The 19,727-nt window shown below is 72.0% G+C and carries 22 protein-coding genes and 1 pseudogene; 12 read left to right on the forward strand and 11 right to left on the reverse strand.

The window, feature by feature from the left end; translation table 11 throughout:
- Window positions 1–30 precede the first annotated feature (30 nt).
- Together ACFZA0_RS21415 and ACFZA0_RS21420 are read right to left on the reverse strand one after the other, a co-directional pair.
- Complete coding sequence (locus ACFZA0_RS21415) at window positions 31–1,353, reverse strand: MFS transporter (protein WP_391019198.1); 1,323 nt, start codon at window positions 1,351–1,353, stop codon at window positions 31–33.
- 46 nt (window positions 1,354–1,399) lie between these two features.
- Window positions 1,400–1,852, reverse strand: coding sequence for an ATP-binding protein (locus tag ACFZA0_RS21420; RefSeq protein WP_391019201.1), 453 nt, complete (start codon window positions 1,850–1,852; stop codon window positions 1,400–1,402).
- Window positions 1,853–1,964: 112 nt separating this feature from the next.
- Here ACFZA0_RS21420 and ACFZA0_RS21425 point away from each other — a divergent pair, with 112 nt between their 5' ends.
- Together ACFZA0_RS21425 and ACFZA0_RS21430 are read left to right on the forward strand one after the other, a co-directional pair.
- Window positions 1,965–2,798 (forward strand): Scr1 family TA system antitoxin-like transcriptional regulator, encoded by an 834-nt coding sequence (locus ACFZA0_RS21425; RefSeq protein WP_391019204.1) that lies wholly within the window; start codon window positions 1,965–1,967, stop codon window positions 2,796–2,798.
- Window positions 2,795–2,983: a DUF397 domain-containing protein gene (locus ACFZA0_RS21430; RefSeq protein ID WP_391019206.1), complete on the forward strand. Its 189-nt coding sequence runs from the start codon at window positions 2,795–2,797 to the stop codon at window positions 2,981–2,983. The genes ACFZA0_RS21425 and ACFZA0_RS21430 overlap by 4 nt, the downstream gene beginning before the upstream one ends.
- Here the strand turns inward: ACFZA0_RS21430 and ACFZA0_RS21435 are convergent.
- The gene (locus ACFZA0_RS21435; RefSeq protein WP_391019207.1) at window positions 2,967–3,188 is read right to left on the reverse strand and encodes a DUF6980 family protein; all 222 of its coding nucleotides are present in this window, start codon (window positions 3,186–3,188) and stop codon (window positions 2,967–2,969) included. The two genes, ACFZA0_RS21430 and ACFZA0_RS21435, sit on opposite strands and share 17 nt — an antisense overlap.
- Before the next feature lie 232 nt (window positions 3,189–3,420).
- Here ACFZA0_RS21435 and ACFZA0_RS21440 point away from each other — a divergent pair, with 232 nt between their 5' ends.
- The 6 genes and pseudogenes from ACFZA0_RS21440 to ACFZA0_RS21465 all read left to right on the forward strand — a co-directional run bounded on the left by ACFZA0_RS21440 (window position 3,421) and on the right by ACFZA0_RS21465 (window position 6,039).
- Window positions 3,421–3,774 carry a hypothetical protein gene (locus ACFZA0_RS21440; RefSeq protein ID WP_391019210.1) on the forward strand — a complete coding sequence of 118 codons (354 nt, stop codon included), beginning with the start codon at window positions 3,421–3,423 and terminating at the stop codon, window positions 3,772–3,774.
- Window positions 3,775–3,829: 55 nt separating this feature from the next.
- Window positions 3,830–4,045 (forward strand): annotated as a pseudogene (locus ACFZA0_RS21445) (IS5/IS1182 family transposase); the annotation flags it as partial.
- A gap of 206 nt (window positions 4,046–4,251) precedes the next feature.
- Entirely contained in the window at window positions 4,252–4,746 is a 495-nt protein-coding gene (locus ACFZA0_RS21450; RefSeq protein WP_391019213.1) for a hypothetical protein, read from the forward strand.
- A gap of 36 nt (window positions 4,747–4,782) precedes the next feature.
- Window positions 4,783–5,106: a hypothetical protein gene (locus tag ACFZA0_RS21455; protein ID WP_391019216.1), complete on the forward strand. Its 324-nt coding sequence runs from the start codon at window positions 4,783–4,785 to the stop codon at window positions 5,104–5,106.
- A 406-nt stretch (window positions 5,107–5,512) separates the two neighbouring features.
- On the forward strand, window positions 5,513–5,719 hold the full coding sequence (locus tag ACFZA0_RS21460) for a hypothetical protein (protein WP_391019219.1): 207 nt from the start codon (window positions 5,513–5,515) through the stop codon (window positions 5,717–5,719).
- Between the two features lie 11 nt (window positions 5,720–5,730).
- Window positions 5,731–6,039, forward strand: a complete 309-nt coding sequence (locus ACFZA0_RS21465) for a hypothetical protein (protein ID WP_391019221.1) — start codon at window positions 5,731–5,733, stop codon at window positions 6,037–6,039.
- Window positions 6,040–6,164: 125 nt separating this feature from the next.
- Here the strand turns inward: ACFZA0_RS21465 and cimA are convergent, their stop codons facing one another.
- Window positions 6,165–7,769 (reverse strand): citramalate synthase, encoded by a 1,605-nt coding sequence (gene cimA, locus ACFZA0_RS21470; protein WP_391019223.1) that lies wholly within the window; start codon window positions 7,767–7,769, stop codon window positions 6,165–6,167.
- 411 nt (window positions 7,770–8,180) lie between these two features.
- Here cimA and ACFZA0_RS21475 point away from each other — a divergent pair, with 411 nt between their 5' ends.
- Window positions 8,181–8,741: a hypothetical protein gene (locus ACFZA0_RS21475; protein ID WP_391019226.1), complete on the forward strand. Its 561-nt coding sequence runs from the start codon at window positions 8,181–8,183 to the stop codon at window positions 8,739–8,741.
- On the forward strand, window positions 8,738–9,238 hold the full coding sequence (locus tag ACFZA0_RS21480) for a GNAT family N-acetyltransferase (protein WP_391019229.1): 501 nt from the start codon (window positions 8,738–8,740) through the stop codon (window positions 9,236–9,238). Before ACFZA0_RS21475 ends, ACFZA0_RS21480 begins: the two co-directional genes overlap by 4 nt.
- A 33-nt stretch (window positions 9,239–9,271) precedes the next feature.
- Here ACFZA0_RS21480 and ACFZA0_RS21485 read toward each other — a convergent pair whose 3' ends face one another.
- The 4 genes from ACFZA0_RS21485 to ureA form a co-directional block, all read right to left on the reverse strand.
- A complete protein-coding gene (locus tag ACFZA0_RS21485; RefSeq protein ID WP_391019232.1) occupies window positions 9,272–9,889 on the reverse strand; it encodes a TetR family transcriptional regulator C-terminal domain-containing protein in 618 nt (205 codons plus the stop codon).
- Between the two features lie 11 nt (window positions 9,890–9,900).
- Window positions 9,901–10,944 (reverse strand): agmatine deiminase family protein, encoded by a 1,044-nt coding sequence (locus ACFZA0_RS21490; RefSeq protein WP_391019484.1) that lies wholly within the window; start codon window positions 10,942–10,944, stop codon window positions 9,901–9,903.
- Between the two features lie 62 nt (window positions 10,945–11,006).
- Window positions 11,007–12,728, reverse strand: a complete 1,722-nt coding sequence (locus tag ACFZA0_RS21495; RefSeq protein ID WP_391019235.1) for an urease subunit alpha — start codon at window positions 12,726–12,728, stop codon at window positions 11,007–11,009.
- A complete protein-coding gene (ureA, locus tag ACFZA0_RS21500) occupies window positions 12,725–13,450 on the reverse strand; it encodes an urease subunit gamma (RefSeq protein WP_391019238.1) in 726 nt (241 codons plus the stop codon). The genes ACFZA0_RS21495 and ureA overlap by 4 nt, the downstream gene beginning before the upstream one ends.
- A gap of 147 nt (window positions 13,451–13,597) precedes the next feature.
- Between ureA and ACFZA0_RS21505 the strand changes: the two genes are divergently transcribed.
- The gene (locus ACFZA0_RS21505; RefSeq protein ID WP_391019241.1) at window positions 13,598–15,040 is read left to right on the forward strand and encodes a cytosine permease; all 1,443 of its coding nucleotides are present in this window, start codon (window positions 13,598–13,600) and stop codon (window positions 15,038–15,040) included.
- A gap of 161 nt (window positions 15,041–15,201) precedes the next feature.
- Here ACFZA0_RS21505 and ACFZA0_RS21510 read toward each other — a convergent pair whose 3' ends face one another.
- Both ACFZA0_RS21510 and ACFZA0_RS21515 read right to left on the reverse strand, forming a co-directional pair.
- Complete coding sequence (locus tag ACFZA0_RS21510; protein WP_391019244.1) at window positions 15,202–16,293, reverse strand: branched-chain amino acid aminotransferase; 1,092 nt, start codon at window positions 16,291–16,293, stop codon at window positions 15,202–15,204.
- 279 nt (window positions 16,294–16,572) lie between these two features.
- Window positions 16,573–17,616: a 3-isopropylmalate dehydrogenase gene (locus tag ACFZA0_RS21515; protein WP_391019246.1), complete on the reverse strand. Its 1,044-nt coding sequence runs from the start codon at window positions 17,614–17,616 to the stop codon at window positions 16,573–16,575.
- A 164-nt stretch (window positions 17,617–17,780) separates the two neighbouring features.
- Between ACFZA0_RS21515 and ACFZA0_RS21520 the strand changes: the two genes are divergently transcribed.
- Window positions 17,781–19,397, forward strand: a complete 1,617-nt coding sequence (locus ACFZA0_RS21520) for a fibronectin type III domain-containing protein (protein WP_391019249.1) — start codon at window positions 17,781–17,783, stop codon at window positions 19,395–19,397.
- A 91-nt stretch (window positions 19,398–19,488) separates the two neighbouring features.
- On the opposite strand, the gene ACFZA0_RS21525 is transcribed toward ACFZA0_RS21520, so the two are convergent.
- The gene (locus tag ACFZA0_RS21525) at window positions 19,489–19,626 is read right to left on the reverse strand and encodes a hypothetical protein (RefSeq protein ID WP_391019252.1); all 138 of its coding nucleotides are present in this window, start codon (window positions 19,624–19,626) and stop codon (window positions 19,489–19,491) included.
- Between the last annotated feature and the right edge of the window lie 101 nt (window positions 19,627–19,727).

The raw sequence follows: 19,727 nt of genomic DNA on the forward strand, positions 1-19,727 counted from the left end.
ACACCCGCGCCCCCGGGCCGGTGGCCGGGGTCAGGCGGCGATCGCCGCCTCCTCGGCCGCCGCGCGCTTCTTCTCCCGCATCCGCACCGCGTGCGGGTTGGTGCGCTCGTCGTACGCCATCAGCCCCGGCAGGCACAGCACCAGCAGCCCCATCGCGCCGACGCACAGCAGGCCGCCGGACCACACCGACGTCCGCACCCCCCGCCACGCGGCGATCGAACCGGAGCGCACCTGGCCGAGCTGGGGCCCCACGGAGTACGACAGCAGTTCGATCCCGGCGAGCCTGCCGCGCAGTTCGTCGGGGATGGTCTGGTTCCACATCGCGGACCGGAAGATGCCGCTCACCATGTCCCCGCCGCCCGCGACGGCCAGGCACAGCAGCACGAGCCACACGTTCCCGCACAGTCCGGCGACGGCGATCGCCCCGCCCCACACCGACGCGGCGAGCACGACGGCCCGCCCGTGCCGGTGGACGCGGGACGTCCAGCCGCCGGTCAGCCCGACGACCAGGGCACCGGCCGGGGCCGCCGCGTACATCAGGCCGAGCGACCACTCGGCGTGCAGTTCGTCGGCGAGGAACGGCAGCACCGCGAGCGGCATCGCCAGGAACATCGCGGCGAGGTCGACCGCGTACGTACCCAGCAGCTCCTTGCGCCGCCAGGCGTACTGGGCACCCTCGGCGATGGCCCGCAGCGACGGCTTCACCGCCTCCTTCGCCGCCGGGGCGGCCGCGATCCGCACGATCAGCACCAGGGACACCGCGAACGTCAGCGCGTCCGCCGCGTAGGCCCAGCCGAGCCCGGCGTACGCCACGACGACACCGGCCAGGGCGGGTCCGGCGACCCCGCCGACGGTCCAGCGCAGGGAGTTCAGGGAGGCCGCGGCGGGCATGTGGTCGTGCGCGACGATCCGCGGCCACAGGGAGTCCAGCGCGGGGCGCTGCACCGACACCAGGACGGACGTCACCGCGGCGATCACGTAGAGCGGCCACACGGCGGGGTCGGGCAGCACCGCGTTGAGCAGCAGCAGTCCCGCCATCAGCCCGAGGCCGGCCTCGGTCCAGACGATCAGTTTCCGTTTGTCGACGGCGTCGGCGAGGGCGCCGCCGTACAGCCCGAACACGATGAGCGGCACCAGCTCGACGGCCCCGACCGCGCCGACGGCTGCCGCCGAGTCGGTCAGGTTCTTCAGCTGGACGGGCACGGCCACGAAGGTCAGGAAGCTGCCGAAGCCGGATATGAGCCCGGACAGCCACAGCCGCCGGAAGTCCTGGGAGGCGTGCCAGGGGGCGAGGTCGGGGAGCAGGGCGCGCAGGCGGGAGGGCGGCGGCGGTGCGGGTACGTCGTCGTTCACAACCGGCAATGATCCGTTGCCACTCGCGGTTCGGACAAGTCGGTATCTACGTGACCGTGATCTCCGCGGCCCGTGCGGTGCGTGCGGGCTCCGCGGCGCGGAACTCGCACCACACCGTTTTGCCGGGGTGCCGCGGCTCGACGCCCCACGTGTCCGCGAGGGCGGCGACGAGCAGCAGCCCGCGCCCGCCCTCCGCCTCCGGCGCCACCCGCAGCCGGGGCTCGCCGCCCCCGCTGTCGGCGACCTCGACGCGGAGCACTCCGTCGCCGCGCAGGGCGAGCCCCAGCCGGAACCGCCGCCCGGCCGGCACCCCGTGCAGTACCGCGTTGGTCGCCAACTCGCTTACGCACAGCAACAGTTCGTCGTACGGCTGGGGCACGCCCCACTCCCCCAGCACGGCTCGGGCGAACTCCCGCGCCAGGCGTACGGATCTGCGGTCGCGCGGACAGTCGACGGTGCGGGTGAGAGCGGCGGGGGCCTGGCCCGTTGGGACATTCATGAGACGACTGTCACAAGCTGTGACTACGCTCGGGCAGGGAGTGAGGTCGTAGAGAGATTCCCTACGAGTCCACTACGAGCGGTCGGCACGCGCGCGGGGGAAGGGACGGTGCATGCGCACGGGGAATTCGGGTTCGGGATCGCCGAAGAGGGTCAGCTCGTGGCGAGCGGTGGGTTCGCTCGTCGCCCACTACCGCAAACGGGCCGGGCTCACGCAGGAGCGGCTGGCGGAACTGGCCAGCATCAGCGTGGACACGGTGGCGTCGATCGAGCAGGGCCGGCTGGCTCTCCAGCCGGACAGGGCGGAACAGTTCGACCAACTGCTCGACACGGGCGGGGCGTTGGCGGTGCTGGTGGCGGAGATGCCGGTACGGGAGAAGGTCGTGCAGTTCGCGCAGTCGCTGGTGGACCATGAGCAGGAGGCGGTCAGCCTGCTGACCTACCAGACGCAGTTGGTACACGGGCTTCTGCAAACCCGCGAGTATTGCTTGGCGACCTTCGACGCCCGCTACCCAGCGCTCGGCAGCGAGACCGCTGAGCAATGGGTGAACGCCCGCATGGAAAGGCAGTTGATCTGGCAGCGCGAACAGCCGCCCGTGGGGCACTTCATCATGGAGGAGAGCATTCTGCGTCGCCGGGTGGGCGACGACCAGGTGATGCGGGACCAAATCCGCCAAATCCTGGAGTACGTTGCCCCGGTCCACATGAGCATCCAGATCATGCCGATGGACCGCATGCCACACGCCGGCCTGGCAGGACCCATGACACTGCTGGAAACCGCCGAGCGCCAGCACCTTGTCTACCTGGAGGTGCAGCGCGCCAGCTTCCTCGTGGAGGACCCCGTCGAGGTCAGTGACTACTACCTGAAGTATGGAATGCTGCGGTCACAGGCTCTCTCGCCGGATGAGAGCGTGCGCCTCTTGCGCGGACTGCTAGGAGACCGATGAGCACCACCCTTCAGTGGTTCAAGTCCAGCTACAGCAGCAACGAGGGCGGCGAATGCGTCGAGGTGTCCACCGCACCCTCCGCCGTCCACGTCCGCGACTCCAAAGTCACCCCCCGGACCGCCCCCGTCCTCCGCGTCACCCCCACCGCCTGGTCCGCGTTCCTCGAACTCACCCGTGCGGACTGACTGTTGAGGACCCCAGGCTCTGCCCGCACCAGGGGCAGAAGTCGACGGTGATGCTCGACGTGCCGCCGTCGTGGATGATCAGCCCGTACTCCCCGGAGCCGGCGTCGAAGACGATCAGCGCGTCCGGACAGGCGTGGGGATCGTCGTGCAGGTCGCAGCGCATGTTCGCGTGGCTGGTCATCGTCTCGCAGCAGTGGCTGGCCATGGCCCTCGGTTCCTCGTCCTGAGCAGGGCTGCCGCCCGCGTCTTCCTGCCAAGTTTCCCTGCCGCCGTTGGCCGGATGTCACCAGTGGCCTCGTTTCGTCACTTCTCTTGGCAAGGGCGTGTCCGACGGGTCGCGTGACAGTCTCGGGCGCTGGTCGTTCCCGTCGAAGTGGGGCGGGGTGGCTTGAACGTCGTTTCCTTTGGTTGTCAGTGCAGGGTGGGAGCCTCCTGGCATGAGTTACGACCTGGCTGTCTGGGAAGGTGACCGACCAGCGGACGACAGGAGCGCCCGCCGGACCTTCGAGGATCTGTACGAGCGCTACCTCGAAGGTGAGATCGAGGTAGCTCCATCGGAACGCATCACCGCCTATGTCGACGCGCTGCTCGAACGGTGGCCCGATGGGGAGGAGAGATCGCCTTGGTCGGTCGGGCCGTTGATCGCCGATGCCTCCGGTCCCGTCATCTACTTCGGGATGGCCTGGAGCCGAGCCGAGGAAGCATCGTCCTACGCGGCAGCCGTCGCGGACTCGATGGGGCTGATCTGTTTCGACGTGCAGGAGGACCAGATCAGAAACCGCGCACGCTGACCAGCCGGCGATAGCCGATGAGGGCTGCGGCGATGCCGACGAAGGCGAGGAGGTGCCGGATAACCAGCGTGCCAACCGGCGGCGGCGTGGACGTGCGGGCGGCCGGCCCGCGGGCTTCGGCATGGCGCGGTACGCCCGCAGGAACGAAGTCGAACACCTGATCAACAAGTTGAAGGCCAACCGGGCCGTGGCAATGCGCTTCGACAAGAGGGCCTCTGTCTTTCACGGGACGATCACCGTTCCCGCGATCCGGTTGTGGCTCCGGCCGTGACAGGGCCGGTCTCAGTTGGCTCCGTACTGCCGGGCGGTGTGCCGGATCTCGTGTGCACCACCTGGCCTCTCCAGGAGCATGGTCCCTATGAGTCCCGTCTCTGACACGGCGAAAGGGCGATCGGAGATGCGACCTTTTGGCCCTTCTGGGTGGTGATGCCGGTGACCACGTCATCCTGAGCACCGATCAGCGCTACGACAGGAAGCATGATCACTTCACTTCGCCGCGGCACGGTCCTCAGTTCGGTCGCCCTCGTGGCAAGCGTCATCGCTCCCGCGGTGGCCGGGCACGCCGAGACCGCCACGGCCCGGAACAGCGCGTCGTCAGTCAGCCGTGCCATCTGCGACGGGAAGTCGCAGAACACCACCGTCAAGGTCTACAAACGCGGCGCCACCAGCGTCCCCCTGCGATGCGGCACCTCAACGTGGGGCTTCCGCCACGTGCAGCATCGCTGGAACGATGCCTTCGACCGCGAGATCGCCCTGGCCGTGTCACGGGGCGAATCCAACGCGAGCCACACCATCTACATCACGTACAGGAGCAAGTGCAAAGAGCACTTCCGCGTCGTCGTGAACCATGGCGCGCTGAACGGCAAGGGCGTCGCTCCCCAAGGCGTCATCACGGCGTACCACCGGGTCGTCTCGGGTGCTGCCGGTGCAGAACGAGCCGCAGGGCCCTGCGGCGTCCTTGAAAGCATCTGACAACGACCGTTCATCCCAGCCCGAAGGGAAGTCTCCATGGCATGGGACCACGAAGCGGTCCTGCACGGACTGCAGACAGCCGTGCAACCCGACGGCCCGGCGGGAGCCACCATCCATATGCGTCATGTCAGGCTCCGTGAGCCTTCAGACCGTACGGAGGGCGCGGTGACCGCCGAATTGAGGGTCACTCAACCCGAAGGGGGGACCGAGACCTGGGCCTTGCATCTCCCGCTGGACACCCGCGACGCATCCTTGCCCGAGCAGGCACTGGTCGCGACCGTCCAGGCAAACGTCATGGAGTGGTGGCACCTCAAAGACCAAGACCCCCAGACAGCCCGGCTGGCCCGCCGCATCTCTTGACCGTCACGGCCTGGAGGAGGTCAGAACACCGTGACTCCGACGATGGGTCTCCGGTCGTCGGAGCCACGGTCGGACGGAGCGCCACGGCAGTCGGCAGCGGAGTGCGGCTGCACCGGGCCGCCTCGCACGCACCACGGGCACCAGGCCACGGGTCGCAGCGACTGGCAGATCACGCCACCGGCCGCCCCGGCGAGCCAGAGGTGGCAGATGCGGTTCCAGCAACGACCACTCGCGATTCGTTCGATCCCCCGCCCCATGACCGGACCAACGAGCATCCAGTCAGAGGGTCCCCTGATCCGCCGGACAGGCCACTACGACCCCCGGATCTACTCCGCGCTGCCCAGCGCGGTGGCCACCGCCGGCAACCGGCGGCTGCACACGACGAGCAGACACGTGGACCGCATCGTTGTTCGAGACTCGCTGGACCACCAGGACGAAGCTGAAGGCAGGCGACCGCCTCGACCTTGAATTGAGTTTGAAAACACGGGAGTTGCAGGGCGACCTGCCGACCGTCGAATACCCGACGGTAAGCTTGATCGACATGGGCAACCACATCACCCAGCGGCAGACCGGCCGAACCACGCTGTCACGGAGCGATTCGACGTGGGAATAGTCCCCGACTGGGTGTTCATCCTGCCCGCGGTGATCCTCGTGGGATGGGTCCCGGTCTGGTGGGTGAGCCGGCGGCTCCGGTGGATTCTGTTGGCCGGCGCGGGAGTTGTCTGCGTGTTCTTCGTCGTCGCCGGCCGCGACGCGAACGCGCGCATGCCCGACCCGCCGGCCGGTTGCGCACCGCTCTTCGCGTGCATGGACTACAGCGCGGTCGATGTGATCGTGTCCGGTCTGCTCGGTCTTGTGTGCTGCCTGGTGCTGGTCGTGCTGACGCTTGTGGGTGAGCTCGTCGTGCACGTCCGGCGTCGGGCCTCTGCCTGACCGGGGCCTGTCCTGCCCTGCACTGCCCTGTCCGAACTGCCGCCCCCGCGGCGGCGGTTGACCCGCCGCCGCTCTCCCCCCGGGGCACGGGACCGGGGAACCGGACCGCCGCCGCTGCTCCTGCTCTACTCCGCCGGCTCGACGCCCGCGCGCAGCAGGCCGAACGTGTACGCGTCCTCCAGTGCCTGCCAGGACGCCGCGATGACGTTCTCCGCCACGCCCACCGTTGACCACTCGCCCTCGCCGTCCGACGTGGCGATCAGGACGCGGGTGGTCGAGGACGTGCCGTGCCTGCCCTCCAGGGTGCGGACCTTGTAGTCGACCAGTTCCAGGCGCGCGAGCTGCGGATAGATCTTCTCCAGGGCCACCCGCAGCGCCCGGTCCAGGGCGTTGACCGGGCCGTTGCCCTCCGCCGTGCTGACGTGGCGCTCGCCCTTCGCCCAGAGCTTCACCGTGGCCTCGTTGGCGTGCGTGCCGTCGGGGCGGTCCTCGACGATCGCGCGCCACGACTCGACCTTGAAGTACGTGCGGGCGCGGCCCTCCGCCTCGGCGCGCAGCAGGAGTTCGAAGCTCGCGTCGGCCGCCTCGTAGGTGTAGCCCTGGAGTTCGCGCTCCTTGACGCGGGCGACGACGCGGCCGACCAGTTCGCGGTCCCCGCCGAGGTCGACGCCGAGTTCCTTGCCCTTCAGCTCGATCGACGCGCGGCCCGCCATGTCGGACACCAGCATCCGCATGGTGTTGCCGACCTGCTCGGGGTCGATGTGCTGGTACAGGTCCGGGTCGACCTTGATCGCGGAGGCGTGCAGGCCGGCCTTGTGGGCGAACGCCGAGACGCCCACGTAGGGCTGGTGCGTGGAGGGGGTCAGGTTGACCACCTCGGCCAGCGCGTGCGAGATGCGGGTCATCTCGCGCAGCTTGCCCTCGGGCAGCACCTTCTTGCCGTACTTCAGCTCCAGGGCGGCGACCACGGGGAACAGGTTGGCGTTGCCGACGCGCTCGCCGTAGCCGTTGGCCGTGCACTGCACGTGGGTCGCGCCCGCGTCGACGGCGGCCAGCGTGTTGGCGACCGCGCAGCCGGTGTCGTCCTGCGCGTGGATGCCGAGCCGGGCTCCGGTGTCGGCGAGGACGGTCGTGACGACCGCCTGTACCTGCGCCGGGAGCATCCCGCCGTTGGTGTCGCACAGGATGACGACGTCCGCGCCCGCCTCGGACGCCGCGCGGACGACGGCCTTCGCGTATGCGGGGTTGGCGCGGTAGCCGTCGAAGAAGTGCTCGCAGTCGACGAAGACCCGGCGGCCCTGGGCGACGAGGTGCGAGACGGTGTCGCGGACCATCTCCAGGTTCTCGTCGAGGGTGGTGCGCAGGGCGAGTTCGACGTGCCGGTCGTGCGACTTGGCGACCAGGGTGATCACGGGGGCGCCGGAGTCCAGCAGCGCCTGGACCTGCGCGTCCTCGCTCGCCCTCCCGCCTGCCCTGCGGGTCGCGCCGAACGCGACGAGCTGGGCGTGCTGGAAGGGGACCTCCGCCTGCACCCGGGCGAAGAACTCGGTGTCCCGGGGGTTGGCGCCGGGCCAGCCGCCCTCGATGAAGCCCACACCGAAGTCGTCCAGGTGCCGTGCGATGGCCAGCTTGTCCGCGACGGTGAGGTTGATGCCCTCCCGCTGGGCGCCGTCGCGCAAGGTGGTGTCGAAGACGTGGAACGAGTCGTCGAGCTCGCTGGTTTCCGTCATGGTCTGAAGACTCCTGTGTTGGATCTCGGTCTACCGGAATAACCGGCTCCACCGTCCTCCAATAATCCCTCGCGCTTCGCCGCCGGTTGCTGGTGGGCCGGAAAACGAAAAAACCCCTCGCGGGTGCGAGAGGTCTGCGCGCGGGTCGAGGGCGAGGGTGTCCGTCCGTACGTGGTCGTACGGGACGGTCACTGCGGACCGGCGCGCCTGCTGCCAATAATCATGGCGAATGAGAGCACGGGGGAAGTCTGGCACAGGCCCGGGGCGCCGCACCGGGTGTCTCACGATACGGTCCGCATTCGCTCGTGATACGGGCCACTTCCCGGCGGGCCCCGGCGTCCCCGGACGACCGCCGGGGACCGGGTCCGGCCCCCGTGGTCCTCTCCCCCGGCGGGACGGCAGGATGGGCACATGTCCGAGCCGACCGCACCCGCGTCCCCACCCGTCCCCCACGCCCCGTCCGTTGCCGCGCTGCCCGCGGCCGTGGACGCCGACGCCCTGCTCTCGCTGGCCGGGGAGCACCACACCCGTGCGGTGCGCGCGCTCGGCGTCGAGCACGCGGCCGGGCACCTGGTGAAGGTGTACGCGATCGAGGCGCCGGGACGCCGGCTGTCCGCGTCCGGCACCCGGGCGGCGCTGCTGGCCGCCGCCGACCACCTGGCGTCGGGCGGGCTGCGCGGTTCGCTGGGCCTCGCGACGCTGATCGTGCACGCGGGCGGCGACGGCGACTACGTCCTCGTGCACACCTGGATCGAGGGCTACATGTCCGACCTGCTGATCCTGACCGGTCCCGCCGACCGGCCCGGTGAACTGCGGCCCGGCCGCCAGGGGCTCGCGCCCTGCGTGTGGGAGGCGGCGGTGTTCGCGCACGAACGGGACGCCCTCGTGCGGCACGTGCTGGTCGGCTCCGGGCCGCTCACGGACCGGCTGGCGGACTGGGGCGCGGACGTGCTGGAAGGCGACGTGCGGTGACGGGCTCCGCGGGTGTCCCCCGGGTGCGGGCCGCGCGCCCCGGGGACATGGCCCAGGTGGCCGAACTGGCCGCCGAGCACGCGGCGTTCGAGAAGGCGTCGCCGCCGCCCGCCGACCTGGCGGCGCGGCTGGAGCGGCTGCTGTTCGCGGACGGCGCGCGGCTGCGCTGCTTCGTCGCAGACCCGGGCGGGGACGACGGCCGTCTGCTCGGGTACGCGACGTGCGCGCCGGAGATGTCCACCTGGCACGGCACCGAGTACCTGCACATGGACTGCCTGTTCCTGCGCGACGGCTCCCGGGGCCACGGTCTGGGGCCCCGGCTGGTCGCGGCGGTGGTCGAGGAGGCCCGGCGGCTCGGGCTGGACGCCGTGCAGTGGAACACCCCGGACTGGAACGTCGACGCCGTCCGCTTCTACGACCGGCTCGGCGCCCGGTCCTCCACCAAGCGCCGGTTCACGCTGGAGGTGGAACCGGCGGCCGCGCGAGGGCGTAGCTGAATAACACGCTGTGCGGTCCCCGCGTGCGCGTGGTCAAGGCCTGAGGTCGTCGGCCGCGCCCAGCGTCTCGTCCGTGAACTCCCTTACGTGCTCTAGTACTTGTGCCCGGTCCGCGCCCCGCAGGCCGATCGCCACGTGGATCGAGAAGCCGTCGAGCAGGGCCCTCAGCCGGGCGGCGAACCGGTCGGGGTCGACCGCGCGGAACTCGCCGCGCGAGACGCCCTCCGCGACCAGTGCCACCAGGTCGCGGTGCCAGGCGCCCTCGATGGCGGCCTGGCGGTCGCGGGCGTCGTCGCCGGCGTCCTTGGAGCGGTTCCAGACCTCCAGCCACAGCGTCCAGTGCGGGTCGCCGTGCCCCTCGGGGACGTACAACTCGACGTATTCCGCGAGGCGTTCGCGCGCCGAGGTGTCCGTGCGGGTGAGGAGCCGGCCGCGGCGGGCGCCGAGGCGCTGCTCGCTCCACTCCAGGGTCCGCAGCAGCAGTTCGTCCTTGGAGCGGAAGTAGTACGCGAGGTGGCCGCTGCTCATGCCCACCTCGCGGCCCAGCGCCGCCATGGTCAGCTTCTCCAGACCGCGCTCGGCGATCATGCCCATCGCGGCGGCGAGGACGTCGTCGCGCGGCGGCGCGTTCCTGCGCGGCCCGGCCACCATTCCCGCTCCCCTCAGTCCACTCTCGGCTGCTGCTGCGTGATGCAGTGGATGCCGCCACCGCCCGCGAAGATCGTACGGGCGTCCACGAGGGTGACCGTGCGGCCGGGGAACAGCCGGCGGAAGACGGCCGCCGCCTCCTGGTCGCGGGGGTCGTCGAAGCCGCACAGGACGACGCCGCCGTTGCAGAGGTAGTGGTTGATGTACGAGTAGTCGGCCCAGTGGCCGTCCGCCTCCAGGACGGTGGGCGCGGCGACCGGCACGACCTCCAGCGGGCGGCCCGCGGCGTCGGTGCTCGACCGCAGGATGCCGTGGATCTCCCGGGTGACCTCGTGGTCGGGGTGGGCCGGGTCCGGCTGGTGGTGGGCGACCACGACACCGGGGCGGGCGAACGCGGCGACGATGTCGACGTGGCCCAGGGTGCCGAAGCCGTGCGGCGGGTAGTCGCCGGTGAGGCCGCGCGGCAGCCAGACCGCCTTGCGGGTGCCGAGGTGGGCGTGCACCTCGGCCTCGACCTCGGCGCGGGTCCAGCCGGGGTTGCGCTCCGGGCCGAGCTGCACGGTCTCCGTGAGCAGGACGGTGCCCTCGCCGTCCACGTGGATCGCGCCGCCCTCGTTGACCAGCCGCGAGGCGTACGTACGGGCCCCGGCGAGGCCCGCGACCTCGGCGCCGATCCTCGCGTCGTGCTCCCAGCGGGCCCAGCTCTGGGCGCCCCAGCCGTTGAACGTCCAGTCCACGGCGGCCAGTCGGCCCCTGCCGTCGGTGAGGAAGGTGGGGCCGATGTCCCGCATCCACGCGTCGTCCAGCGCGCGCTCGACGACGTCGACGCCGGGGCCCAGCAGGTCCCGCGCCGCGGCGGAGGAGCCCGGACCGCAGACCACGGTGACCGGCTCGAAGCGGGCGACGGCGCGGGCGACCGCCGCCCAGGCGGCGCGGGAGGCCGCGAGGTCCCGGGGGTCGTCGAAGGTCGGGTTCGGGCCCGGCCAGGCCATCCAGGTGCGCTCGTGGGGCGCCCACTCGGGGGGCATCCGGAAGCCGTCGGCGGCGGGGGTGCGCACGGCGGCCGGCTCCGCGGCGGTGCTCGGGCTCTGGGGCTGCGCAGTCATCGTGGCGGTGGTCCTCACAGGAAGTACAGGCGGTTGAGGGAGACCGACTCCGCGGGCTCCGAGCGGACGGGGTCGCCGTCGAGGGTGACCAGACCGGTGCGTCCGTCCACGTCGACCGACCCGGTACGGGAGTTGAGCAGCAGGTCGGCGGGGCCGATGCCGCGCGTGCCGCGAACGGCCACGCGGCGCCTGCGTGTCGGCATCCTGTCGTCGGCGGTTTCCAGGGCGGCGCGCGCGACGAACGCGACGGAGAGATCGGCGGCGGTGGCACCGTGCGCGCCGAACAGCGGTCCCAGCACCAGGGGTTCGCAGGTGTCGGTGGCGGCGTTGGGGTCGCCGGTGACGCCGTACGCGGGAAAGCCGGACTTCAGGACGAGTTGGGGCTTCGCGCCGAAGTACTCCGGCCGCCACAGCACGATGTCCGCGAGCTTCCCGGTCTCGATGGAGCCGACCTCGTGCGAAATCCCGTGCGCCACGGCCGGGTTGACGGTCAGCTTGGCGATGTAGCGCAGGACCCGGGCGTTGTCGTCGTCGGGGCCGTCACCCTCCAGCGGGCCCCGTTCGGCCTTCATCTTCGCGGCCATCGCGAGGGTGCGGCGCACCGTCTCCCCGGCGCGGCCCATGCCCTGGGCGTCGGAGGAGGTGATGCCGATCGCGCCCAGGTCGTGCAGCACGTCCTCGGCGCCCATCGTCCCGGCGCGGATGCGGTCGCGGGCCATGGCGGCGTCGCCCGGCAGGTCCGTCTTCAGGTCGTGGACGGAGACGATCATGCCGTAGTGCTCGGCGACCGCGTCGCGGCCGAAGGGCAGCGTGGGGTTGGTGGACGACCCGATGACGTTCGGGACGCCCGCCATCCTCAGCACGTTGGGGACGTGGCCGCCGCCGCAGCCCTCGATGTGGAAGGCGTGGATGGTGCGGCCCTCAAGGACGCGGAGGGTGTCCTCCACCGACAGGCACTCGTTCAACCCGTCGCTGTGCAGGGCGACTTGGACATCGTGCTCCTCGGCGACCCGCAGCGCGGTGTCCAGCGCGCGGGCGTGGGCGCCCATGTCCTCGTGCACCTTGAAGCCGCAGGCGCCGCCCTCCGCGAGGGCCTCGACGAGCGGGGCCGGGTCGGAGGACGAACCCCGGGCCAGGAAACCGATGTTGACGGGCCACGCGTCGAAGGAGTTGAACGCGTGCCGCAGCGCCCAGGGCGAGTTGACGCCGACGCCCCACACCGGGCCGAACTCCTGGCCGATGATCGTGGTCACCCCGGAGGCGAGCGACGCCTCCATGATGCGCGGGGACAGCAGGTGCACGTGCGGGTCGACGGCGCCGGCGGTGGCGATGAGCCCCTCGCCGGAGACGATCGAGGTCCCGGTGCCGACGACGACGTCCACCCCGTCGAGGGTGTCGGGGTTGCCGGCCCGGCCGATCGCGTGGATGCGGCCCTCCCGGATGCCGACGGACACCTTGCGGATGCCCTGCACGGCGTCGATCACGACGACGTTGCTGATCACGACGTCGCAGGTCTCGCGGACGGCGGCGGCCTTCAGGTGCAGTCCGTCGCGGGCGGTCTTGCCGAACCCGGCCAGGAACTCGTCGCCGTACCGCTGGGAGTCGGACTCCACGCGGACCGTCAGTCCGGAGTCGCCGAGCCGGATCCGGTCGCCGGCGCGGGGGCCGTGCGTCGCGGCGTACTCGTACGGGGTGAGGCGGCGGGCCTCGGCGGGGTGGCCTCCGGGGCGGCTCATCGTTCGTCCTCCTGGTCAGGGGATTCCGGTTCCGGCGCGCCCGCCGGTACACCGAGGTAGCCGCAGGCGGCGGCCCGGCGCAGCGCCTCCTCCTTCGCCCCCGGTGCGTCGAGGGGGCCGTCGACCAGCCCGGCGAACCCGATCGCGACGCGGTCGCCGCCGATCGGCACGAGCCCGACCTCGGCGCTCTCGCCGGGGCCGAGGCGGACGGAGGAACCGGCGGGCACCGCCAGGCGCATGCCGTAACCGGCAGCCCGGTCGAAGGCGAGCCGCGGGTTGGCCTCGAAGAAGTGGAAGTGCGAGGTCACGGAGACCGGGACGGCCGCGGTGTTGGTGACGGTCAGCCGCGACACCGGTGCCGGGTCGGTGTGCCCGGGGCCGGGCAGCAGGGCGCCCGGCGCCCCGTCGCCGAGTGCCCCGCCGCCGATCGGGTCCGTCACCACCGCGAGACGCGAACCGTCGTCGAAGACCGCCTCGACGTGCACCTCGGTCACCACGTCGGCGACGCCGGGCAGCACGTCGGCCGGGCCGAGCACCGAGCGGGCCGCCGCGACCGCCTCCGCGAGGCGCCTGCCGTCGCGGGCCGCCTCGCACACGGTGTCGGCGATCAGGGCGGTGGCCTCCGGGACGTTGAGCCGCAGGCCGCGGGCGCGGCGGGCGCGGGCCAGTTCGGCGGCGCCGAACAGCAGCAGCCGGTCTCGTTCCGTGGGGGTCAGACGCACGGCGCGGCACCTCCGGGGGCGGGAGTACGAGGAACGGACTTTAGAACAACACTCTAACCACGCGATTCATCGGCGCGAAACATTGACGTCGGACCATCGACCACGTCACATTGAACGTCGTTCTAAACGATCGAGGGAGAGCGCCCCATGCCCATAGAGCAGCGCGGAGTCGACACCGTCCCCGACGCGGAACGCACCAGCGGACCGCACGACCTGGTGTCGATCCTGCTCGGGTCCAACCTGTGCCTCGGCGTGATCGTCTTCGGCTGGCTGCCGCCCTCGTTCGGCCTCGGCTGGTGGGCCTCGGTCTCCTCGATCGTGGCGGGCACGGTCGTCGGCACGCTGTTCACCGCGCCCCTCGCCCTGGTGTCGCTGCGCACCGCAACGAACCTGTCGACGTCCTCGGGCGCCCAGTTCGGGGTGCGCGGGCGGCTGGTGGGCTCGGTGGTCGGGCTGCTGCTGGCCCTCGGCTACACCGCCCTGACCGTGTGGATCGGCGGCGACGTGATGGTGGGCGTGCTGCACCGCCTGTTCGGACTGCCGACCGGTGGCACCGCCTACGCGGTGGTGTACGCGGTGCTCGCGGTCGCGACGGTCGTCGGCGCCGTCTACGGCTACCGGGTGCTGCTCTCGATCTCCCGCGTCCTCGCCGTGGGCATGACCGCGCTGCTCGCCGTCGGCGTCGTCGCGTACGCGCCGCACTTCACGACGGCCGCGCTGCCCGGGGCGGGCGGCTACCTGCTCGGCGGCTTCTGGCCGACCTGGCTGCTGGCGACGGTGGCGGCCGGCCTGTCCGGGCCGATCGCCTTCATCACCCTGCTCGGCGACTACACCCGCTACATCTCCCCCGTGCGGCACACCTCCCGCCGGGTGCTGCACGCCACCTGGGCCGGGCTGGTCGCGGGGCTGCTGGTCCCGCAGCTCTTCGGCACCTTCACCGCGTACGCGGCCCACGCGGCGCTCGACTACGCCGGCCCCCTGGTCGACGCCTCCCCCACCTGGTACCTGGTGCCGCTGCTGATCGCGGCGTCGGCCGGTTCGGTGGGCAACTCGGGCCTGATGCTCTACTCGATGGGTCTCGACCTGGACGCGATCCTGCCGCGCGCCTCGCGCGCCCGCGCCACGTGCGCCGTCGCCGTGGTCGCGACGGCCTGCGTGTTCGTGGGGCACTACGCCTGGAACGCGCAGTCGGCGATGACGTCCTTCGTGCTGCTGCTCACCGCGATCGGCACCCCGTGGGCCGTCATCACGCTGATCGGCTTCGCGCGCTGCCGCGGGGTGTACGACGCGGACGCGCTCCAGGTCTTCAACCGCCGCGCGCGGGGCGGCGCCTACTGGTTCCGGGCCGGCTGGAACGTCCCGGCCACCGTCGCCTGGGCACTCGGCGCGTCGGTCGGGCTGCTGGCCGTCTCGCTGCCCTCGTACCAGGGGCCGCTGCTGTCGCTCACCGGCGACGTGGACTGCAGCTTCCTGCTGTCCGGGCTGGTGGGCGGCCTGCTGTACCTGGTGCTCACGCGCCGCCCGGCGGGCCCTCCCGCGCCGGACGGGCGGGCGGGCGTACCGCTGGAACGGGTGGGCGGGGAACGGTAGTTGCCGGGGCGGCGAGGCGACCGGGGCGCGCGGGGCCGCGCGCCGCGGCCCCGCTCCCGGAACCCCGCCCGCAACGCGCCGGCCCCGGACCGCGCGTGCGGTCCGGGGCCGGTGACACGGTGCAGCGGCGCCCCCGTGACGGGGGGCGACCGCCCTGCCGGTCAGCCCAGTTCGTGCATCCAGCCGTGCTTGTCCGCGGTGATGCCGCGCTGGATGTCCAGCAGCGCGCCGCGCAGCCGCAGGGTGACCTCGCCGGGCTCGCCGTCCGCCGACTGCTGCCACTCGGCGTTCGCGCGCTTGACCGTGCCGACCGGGGTGATCACGGCCGCCGTGCCGCAGGCGAAGACCTCGGTGAGCGAGCCGTTGTCCGCGTCGTGCTGCCACTGCTCGATGGAGACACGGCCCTCCTCGGCCTCGTAGCCGAGGTCGCGGGCGACGGTGAGCAGCGAGTCGCGGGTGACGCCCTCCAGGATGGAGCCGGTGAGGGTGGGCGTGATGATCTTGTTGCCGTACACGAAGTACAGGTTCATGCCGCCCAGCTCCTCGACCCAGGTGTGCTCCACCGCGTCGAGGTAGCAGACCTGGTCGCAGCCCTGGGCCGCGGCCTCGGCCTGCGAGAGCAGGGAGGCGGCGTAGTTGCCGCCGGTCTTCGCGTCGCCCATGCCGCCGGGCACCGCGCGGACGCGGTCCTCGGCGACCCAGATGGAGACCGGCTTGACGCCGCCCGCGAAGTAGGCGCCGGCCGGGGAGGCGATGACGATGAACAGGTACTCGTTGGCCGGCTTCACCCCGAGCCCGACCTCCGTCCCGATCATGAACGGGCGCAGGTAGAGGGACTCCTCGCCGCCGTGCGCCGGCACCCATGCCTTGTCCTGCGCGACGAGCAGGTCGCACGCCTCGACGAACGTCTCGACCGGCAGTTCCGGCATGGCGAGGCGGCGGGCGGAGGACTGGAAGCGGCGCGCGTTCATCTCCGGGCGGAAGGTGGCGACCGAGCCGTCGGGACGGCGGTAGGCCTTCAGGCCCTCGAAGATCTCCTGCGCGTAGTGCAGGACGTTGGTGGCCGGGTCGAGCGGGATCGGCGCGTACGGCACGAGCTGGCCGTCGTGCCAGCCGCGGCCCTCGGTCCAGCGGATCGTCACCATGTGGTCGGTGAAGTGGCGGCCGAAGCCGGGGCTGGCCAGGATCGCGTCGCGCTCCGCGGCGGAGAGCGGACTTGCGGAGGGCTTGAGCTCGATCGTGGGCGTCGTCATGAGTGGTTTCGTCCTTCACCGGTTGTAGTGACGGGCCGCGCACACGCCCGCACGGCCGGTGGCCAGTGTTAGGACGTCCGAGCATCCCCCCGTACCGCGGCTCCGCGTTCGATTATCGCGCGGCGCCGGTGGTGGTGGAAAACGGGGTGGACGCGACCCTGGGTTCGATGGTGACACCCGGCGACGAAACGGAAAAGCCGCCGGGTGCGGATGCGGCCCGGCGGCTTCGAGGGGGAACCCGCCCCGGAGGGGGGTTCCCGTGCTTCGAGTACGCGGCCGTCAGCCGGCTACTCGTACGGCGAGCGCGTCGCCGATCTCCGTGGTCGAGCGGGGCGCCTCGTCCTGGCGGTCGGCGAGGTCGGCGGAGACGGCGTCCTCGATGCGGGCGGCCTCGCCGTCGTAGCCGAGGTGGCGCAGCAGCAGGGCGACGGACAGCACCGTGGCGGTGGGGTCGGCCTTGCCCTGGCCCGCGATGTCCGGGGCGGAGCCGTGCACCGGCTCGAACATCGACGGGAACGCGCCGGTCGGGTTGATGTTGCCGGAGGCGGCGACGCCGATGCCGCCGGAGACGGCCGCGGCGAGGTCGGTGATGATGTCGCCGAAGAGGTTGTCCGTCACGATGACGTCGAAGCGCTCGGGCTGGGTGACGAGGTAGATCGTCGCCGCGTCGACGTGCACGTAGTCGGTGGCCACGTCCGGGTACTCGGCGGCGACCTTGTTGAAGACGTTCGTCCACAGGTGGCCGGCGAAGGTCAGTACGTTGTTCTTGTGGACCAGCGTGATCTTCTTGCGCGGACGGGCCTGGGCCCGCTCGAACGCGTCGCGCACGACCCGCTCGACACCGAAGGCCGTGTTCACGGAGACCTCGGTCGCGACCTCGTGCTCGGTGCCCTTGCGGATGGTGCCGCCGTTGCCCGTGTACGGGCCCTCCGTGCCCTCGCGGATCACCACGAAGTCGATGTCGGGCCGGCCGGCCAGCGGGCTGGCGACGCCGGGCAGGAGCTTCGACGGGCGCAGGTTGACGTGGTGGTCGAACGCGAAGCGGAGCTTCAGCAGGAAGCCGCGCTCCAGCACGCCGGACGGGACCGACGGGTCGCCGATGGCGCCGAGCAGGATCGCGTCGTGCCGCTGGAGGTCGGCGAGGTCGGCGTCGGTGAGGGTGTCGCCGGTGGCGTGGTAGCGACGGGCGCCGAAGTCGTACTCCTTGGTCTCCAGCTTCACATCCTGCGGGAGGACGGCGGAGAGGACCTTGAGGCCTTCGGCCACGACTTCCTGGCCGATGCCGTCACCGGGAATCACTGCGAGATCGATGCTGCGAGACATGGCGGCAGCGTACTCCTCGTCCCATGGAATGACACTCGTGTCCGGCATGCGGACGGGGTGGGCGCGGCTCGGGCACGGCTCGGGTCTCACCGACACCGGGGCGCCCGGCACCGTTCACCCGTACGCGGCAGGGGCGTTGGGGCACGGCGGGAAGTATCCCCGCCATGACCGCATCCTTCGGGACAACACCCCCGGAACACCCGGAACCTCCCGTCCCCGCCGTCGGCATCCCGTCCCGGCTCGCGCGCTCGATGAGCATGGCCGAGCAGTACGAGTACCTGCGCACCCGGCTGACCCGGCGCCGCACGCTGGTGACGGCGGGCGCCGTGGCGGGCGGCCTGCTGGCGGCCGGCTGCTCGGCGGACGGGGCGACCCCCGCCGTCCGGCGGACGACGGCGGGGCCGGCGTCCGCGACCGGGGCCGCCGCGGGCTCGGCGGTCGTCCCGTTCGGCCGTCATCTGGCGTTCGGCGCCGATCCGCGCACCCGGATGCGGATCTCCTGGCAGGTGCCGCTCGCGGTGCGGCGGCCGTTCGTACGGATCGGCACGGCACCCGACCGGCTCGGCGCCCGCGTCGACGCCGAGCTGCGCGCCCTGCGCACCCCGGAGCAGCCGGGCGTGCGCGCGGCGGTCGAGCAGTACTACGCGCACGCGGCCCTGGACGGGCTGACACCGGGGACGACGTACTACTACGGCGTCGGGCACGACGGCTTCGACCCGGCGTCGGCCGCCCGCCTGCACACGGTGCGGTCGTTCCGCACGGCGCCCGCGCGCCCGGAGGCGTTCGTGTTCACCGCGTTCGGCGACCAGGGCGTCAGCGAGGCCGCGCTCGCCAACGACCGGGTGCTGCTCGCCCGCGACCCCGCGTTCCACCTGCACGCGGGCGACATCTGCTACGCCGACTCCAAGGGGCTGGGCAAGGAGTCGGACATCTACGACCCCCGGGTGTGGGACCTGTTCCTCGCGCAGAGCGAGCCGGTGGCCCGGTCGGTGCCGTGGATGGTGACGACCGGCAACCACGACATGGAGGCCTGGTACTCCCCGGACGGCTACGGCGGCCAGCTGGCCCGCTGGTCCCTGCCGGACAGCGGCTTCGACCCGCGCGGCACGCCGGGCGCGTACACCTTCACGTACGGCAACGTGGGCGTGGTGGCGCTGGACGCCAACGACGTCTCGTACGAGATCCCCGCCAACCTCGGGCACAGCCAGGGGCGGCAGACGGCCTGGCTGGACCGGACGCTGGGCGGGCTGCGGGCGTCGGCGGCGGTGGACTTCGTGGTCGTCCTCTTCCACCACTGCGCCTACTCGACGTCGACCCACGCCTCGGACGGCGGGGTGCGCGCCGCGTGGGTGCCGCTGTTCGACAAGCACCGGGTGGACCTGGTGATCAACGGCCACAACCACGTCTACGAACGCACCGACGCGCTGCGCGGCGGCGCGGTGGGCCGGACGGTGCCGGTCGGCGCGAGCACCGACCCGACGCGGGACGGCGTCGTGTACGTGACGGCGGGCGGCGGCGGCAAGGACCTGTACGCCTTCCCCATCGGGGTCGCCGACACCTACGAGGGGCACACCCGAGGGCACCGCGAGGTCCCCTCGTACCACTGGACGAAGGAGCGGCACCGCTCGGCGGAGCACGCCGAGTGGTCGCGGGTGCGGTACACCGGCCACTCGTTCCTGTCGGTCGCGGCGCGGCCGGGCCCCCGGCCGGTGCTGGAGGTCTCGGCGCTGTCGCAGGAGGGCCGGCGGGTCGACCACTTCGAGGTGCGGCGCGGCGGGTGAGCGACGCCCGTGCCGCACCGCACCTCACCGGCACGGCTCCCGGTCGGCGGGTGAACCCGCTTGCGGGCGCGGGCTGTTGAGGGCGGTGGCGTCAGCGGCCGTGGCCCGTCTCGCCGCCGTTGTCGCGGCGGTCGAGGGCGCGCTGGAGGGCGGCTGCGGCGTTCTTGCGGTCGGACTCGCTCGTGCGGGAGGCGTGGCGGACGCGGCGGCGGACGGTCGTCTCGGCCATGGGAAATCGACTCCTTCGAGATTCCGGAGTGCGGAAGGGATTGCGAGACGCCGAGGGGGGCGGGGAGCCGTGCCGCAGGGGTTGCCTGCGCGGGGCACGCT

The sequence above is a fragment of the Streptomyces sp. NPDC008150 genome, assembly GCF_042956945.1.
In the GTDB taxonomy this organism is placed as follows: Bacteria; Actinomycetota; Actinomycetes; order Streptomycetales; family Streptomycetaceae; genus Streptomyces.

Coding starts and splice junctions, on each gene's coding strand:
- ACFZA0_RS21430 (WP_391019206.1), top strand. CDS start 2,795: ATGAGCACCACCCTTCAGTGGTTCAAGTCCAGCTACAGCAGCAACGAG.
- ACFZA0_RS21505 (WP_391019241.1), top strand. CDS start 13,598: ATGCCCATAGAGCAGCGCGGAGTCGACACCGTCCCCGACGCGGAACGC.
- ACFZA0_RS21485 (WP_391019232.1), bottom strand. CDS start 9,889: ATGGTGGCCGGGCCGCGCAGGAACGCGCCGCCGCGCGACGACGTCCTC.
- ACFZA0_RS21435 (WP_391019207.1), bottom strand. CDS start 3,188: ATGGCCAGCCACTGCTGCGAGACGATGACCAGCCACGCGAACATGCGC.
- ACFZA0_RS21455 (WP_391019216.1), top strand. CDS start 4,783: ATGGCATGGGACCACGAAGCGGTCCTGCACGGACTGCAGACAGCCGTG.
- ACFZA0_RS21420 (WP_391019201.1), bottom strand. CDS start 1,852: ATGAATGTCCCAACGGGCCAGGCCCCCGCCGCTCTCACCCGCACCGTC.
- ACFZA0_RS21425 (WP_391019204.1), top strand. CDS start 1,965: ATGCGCACGGGGAATTCGGGTTCGGGATCGCCGAAGAGGGTCAGCTCG.
- cimA (WP_391019223.1), bottom strand. CDS start 7,769: ATGACGGAAACCAGCGAGCTCGACGACTCGTTCCACGTCTTCGACACC.
- ACFZA0_RS21495 (WP_391019235.1), bottom strand. CDS start 12,728: ATGAGCCGCCCCGGAGGCCACCCCGCCGAGGCCCGCCGCCTCACCCCG.
- ACFZA0_RS21475 (WP_391019226.1), top strand. CDS start 8,181: ATGTCCGAGCCGACCGCACCCGCGTCCCCACCCGTCCCCCACGCCCCG.
- ACFZA0_RS21440 (WP_391019210.1), top strand. CDS start 3,421: ATGAGTTACGACCTGGCTGTCTGGGAAGGTGACCGACCAGCGGACGAC.
- ACFZA0_RS21525 (WP_391019252.1), bottom strand. CDS start 19,626: ATGGCCGAGACGACCGTCCGCCGCCGCGTCCGCCACGCCTCCCGCACG.
- ACFZA0_RS21450 (WP_391019213.1), top strand. CDS start 4,252: ATGATCACTTCACTTCGCCGCGGCACGGTCCTCAGTTCGGTCGCCCTC.
- ACFZA0_RS21510 (WP_391019244.1), bottom strand. CDS start 16,293: ATGACGACGCCCACGATCGAGCTCAAGCCCTCCGCAAGTCCGCTCTCC.
- ACFZA0_RS21515 (WP_391019246.1), bottom strand. CDS start 17,616: ATGTCTCGCAGCATCGATCTCGCAGTGATTCCCGGTGACGGCATCGGC.
- ACFZA0_RS21520 (WP_391019249.1), top strand. CDS start 17,781: ATGACCGCATCCTTCGGGACAACACCCCCGGAACACCCGGAACCTCCC.